Source organism: Armatimonas sp., assembly GCF_043760365.1.
Classification (GTDB): domain Bacteria; phylum Armatimonadota; class Armatimonadia; order Armatimonadales; family Armatimonadaceae; genus Armatimonas.
The window spans coordinates 1-3,863 of record NZ_JAYUPA010000678.1; the positions used below are offsets into that span (position 1 = coordinate 1).

The window sequence follows — 3,863 nt, forward strand, 5'->3', positions numbered from 1 at the left end:
AATGGGAGCCATTCACCCCCCGACAAATCTGTGGCATCGAGGTGCTCCCACTCTGGCACTGGCATGGAAATCTCAAAGTGACGAGCTTGGTTTTTAATAGTACCTTTGCCTATGTTACGGATGTCTCCCAGATTCCCGAGGAGACGAGGCGCTATCTCCAGAACCGCGAGACGATCGTGCTTGGAACCGTCCGCTACGAGCCACACCCGACGCACTTTCACTTCGAACAAGCGCTGGCAGAGGCTAAGGCACTGGGGGCACGGCAGACCTACTTCACCCACCTCTCCCACCACTTTCCGCACGCCGAAGTCTCCGCCACGCTACCCGAGAATATCGCACTCGCCCACGATGGGCTACGGCTAGTGTTCTAATGGGAGCCAGCTATGAGTGTACGTTGCCCAGTGGCGAAGTGACCCGGTTTTCGTCGATGGTGCGCTACTACTATCTCCTGGATAGGGAGACCTATCGTGCAGTTCGGTGCCCGGTTGAGCCGGTGCACTGCAATGCCTGCCAGAAGATAGTCGAGGCCGAGAGCTGTGTCACGGAGGATGACTTTGCGCGGCAAATAGAGAATTTTCGCTCGATTCATGATGGCGAGGCTTGGGTGGCAGAACTTGAGTGCCTCAAAGAGTTTCTTACACTAAGAACCTCCGGAAAAAAGTGCTTGGCTTGTGGGAGTGAGAACTTGGTCGCGATTCAGGCTAACCTTGATATGATGCTCTCTGGGATAAGATACTATGCTTTTCTAGATAAAGAAGGGAATGGTGTGCCGGTAGAATCAAGTACCATTCAGAAATACTTATATGGTGGTAGAAAAACAGTGCCTAGTACCTAGATAGACATATTTGACATTTTGGTAAGATCAGGTATACTCTCCATAAGACCATGTAGTCTTACGATAAAGGGGCATAGTATGGCTATCATGAATGTTGACCTTAAGGATTTGACGCAGATCGTCAATCGCTTTATCGCCCATTGGAACACAGTGAATGTCGTGTTCCCCACCAAGACCCTCACCCTCGCGCAGACAACACTGCTCCCCGACGGCATGACACTGGATGGGCTGATTGATCTTCGCGACGAGATCGCTGCGGACTTTGTTGCGGTTGTGACGGTGGATAATGTTGCACAAGAGAAGCAGGCCCAGCGAAAGGCGCGACGGCAGGCGATTCTTGTTCCGCAGAAGCTCTTTCTTAAGACCGTCCAGAGCTACCTCCCTGAGAGTGCTTATCTGTCCCTGGTGCCAAAGACCCCGAGTATTGGAGCTAATGACCGCGCGTTTGAGGATGCCTGCGAGGATAGCGCCGGGGTCTGGGCCAAGCTCAATGCTGACACGACCCTCTCCCTCACGCGCCCCCTTGTGCTCTCCAATGGCTCGACCCAGGCGACGTTTGTGGCCCTCCTAAGCGAGGTCAAGGCCGCCCATGGGGACAGCCCTGGCGCAAAAGTGGCGGCGCAGCGGGTACGCACCACGCGGGATGAGAAGATCAAGCGGGCACTGGGTGCGCTTAAGCTCTACCGCAAGACCGTCCCTGCCTTTCTCCCCCCCGGACACGCCCTTCTAGAGACCGTACCGACACTGGGGTGATGCGCCAGCTACCCAGTGGGGGAATTCATAAGAGACTGTGTAGAAACGAACCTCTCCTCCCCACCCCTCCCGGGGACCCTCTGGGTGCGGGAAAGGAGGGAGATCTGCGACAAAGAGCCCCTTTCCCACACCCAAAGGGTACCCGGGAACGACTGCCCGGGAGAGGGGTTGGGGAGAGGTTCTTACACAGTCTCTAAGGAATTTTCCTTACATTCCCCCCGCTAGGCGGGGGTTAGGGGGTAAACTGTTCTCCATGAAATGCATCCCCTTTGCTCTTGCGGCGCTCTCCCTCGCCACGTCTAGCTTCGCGCAGTCCTCGGTGTCTTTCCCCCGCTATCCGGCACTCTCGCCCGATGGCAAGACACTGGTGTTCTCTTACCAGGGGGATCTCTGGAGCTCGCCCACGGAGGGCGGCGCTCCCGCGCGACGGCTGACGAGTCATCCGGCCTACGATGGTCGTGCACAGTTCTCGCCCGACGGTAAAGAGATAGGGTTCCAGTCGCTGCGCTACGGACGCAATGAAGTCTTCACCATGCCCGCAAGCGGCGGCGCGGCGCGGCGGCTGACCAACTACGGCGGCGGCAATGGTTTCCAGGGCTGGGCGGATGGCGGCAAGAAAGTGCTGGTTAGCTCGGTGCGGGAGCTGACACGCCGAGGCCAGACCCTCTATTTGGTCAATAACTCCGATAAGCCTGGACGCCCCAAGCCCATACTGGGGCTGAGTAATCTGATTGGGGGGCAACTCTCCCCTGATGGCACCAAGCTGGTCTTTTCGCGCGGAGCCACGGACTGGCCCCGCATTGGCTACCGGGGGAGTGCGAGCGCCGATATCTGGACGTATGATCTGGTGACCAAGGAGTTCAAGCAGCTCACCGACTTTGACGGCCAAGATCTCTGGCCGCTCTGGATGCCCGATAGCAAGACGATCTTGTTCGTCTCCGAGCGTGACGGCACCTACAATCTCTATAAACAGAGTGCCTCGGGCGGCAGGGCGACCCCGCTCACGAAGTTTGTGGGCGAGGGTGTCCGCTTTCCCGCAGTCTCCGCCGATGGCACGCGTGCAGCTTTTGAGGTGGGGGATCGGATCGAGACGGTCAATCTCAGTGGTGCGATGATCGCCCCCAAAGCCGCCTCGTTGGCCGTCGCTGCCGATGATAAGAGCAACATGGTCGAGAACCTCACTGTTGCCAATGGGGCTACCGAAGTGGCTCCTAGTAGCGATGGCGAGCAAGTGGGGTTTGTGGTGCGCGGCGATGTCTTTGCCGTGCCCGCAACCGGTGGCAAGGCGATTCGCTTGACCGAGGGCGCGGGGCGTGAGGCAGATATCGCATGGTCGCCCGATGGTAAGACACTGCTCTTCGTCAAAGATGGCGACTTCTACGCGATTACCAGCACCGATCCCGAGGAACCCAAGCTCAGCAAGTCTCTCAAGCGCACGACCGTGCGCCTGACAAACTCGTCGGTGCCTAAAAGTAGCCCCCACTTCTCGCCCGATGGCAAGAAACTAGCCTACATCCGTGGCAAGGGTGAGCTTGTGGTATCCGATACCGACAGCAAGAACGATAGAGTTGTAGTCAAAGCGCTGAATCTCCAAGAGCTGAGCTGGTCGCCTGACAATAAGTGGCTGACGTACAGCGCCGAGGACGAGGAGTTCAACAACGAGATCTTCGTAATCTCTCTTGAAGGCGGCGGGAAGCCGATCAATGTCAGCCGCCACCCGCGAAATGACTACGTGCCCTCGTTCTCGCCCGACGGTAGCAAGCTGGTCTGGATGAGCGAGCGGGCGGAGCGTCAGTTTGATATCTACTGGGTCTATCTTAAAAAAGAGGATGACGAGCGCAGTAGTGAGGGCTGGCTGCGGCTGAAAGAAAAGAAGAAGCCCACCGTGCCTGGCCCCCCTGCACCGGCTGCGCCCGTGACGGTAACCGTGGACGGCGACGGCATTCACGAGCGCGTCCGCCGCTTGACAGCAACACCTACCAATGAGACGGGGCCTGTCGTGACATCGGGTGGCGACGGTGTGACACTAGTCGCATTCTCTGCCGGGGCGGACCTTCAGCTCGCAACTATCGCTGATGGAGCGCCTGCACCGCCTCCGCGCCGCTTGGCCGCCGGGGGCAGTGCGCTGAGCTGGGCAAAGGGAACTCTGTTTTACCTGGCCCAAGGTGGGACTATTTCCGCCGCCTCGCCTGCGGCCCCGGAGGCCCGGCCTGTGGCGTTTCGTGCCAAGCTCAGCTACGACAAGCGTGCGCTCCAGAAAGCCGTCTTCGAGGAA

2 protein-coding genes and 1 pseudogene are annotated in these 3,863 nt (G+C 58.4%); all 3 read left to right on the forward strand.

Annotated features, from left to right (window positions below; all coding sequences use genetic code 11):
• Positions 1–371 (forward strand): MBL fold metallo-hydrolase (locus ACH2EH_RS15805; protein WP_395143047.1); only part of this gene is annotated, 371 nt, incomplete at its 5' end.
• Between the two features lie 551 nt (positions 372–922).
• Complete coding sequence (locus tag ACH2EH_RS15810) at positions 923–1,588, forward strand: hypothetical protein (RefSeq protein ID WP_394795810.1); 666 nt, start codon at positions 923–925, stop codon at positions 1,586–1,588.
• A gap of 253 nt (positions 1,589–1,841) precedes the next feature.
• Positions 1,842–3,863: pseudogene (locus ACH2EH_RS15815) on the forward strand (hypothetical protein); the annotation flags it as partial.

Bases quoted from the DNA above. Each gene is read 5' to 3' on its own strand.
- ACH2EH_RS15810 (WP_394795810.1), top strand. From the start codon at position 923: ATGAATGTTGACCTTAAGGATTTGACGCAGATCGTCAATCGCTTTATC.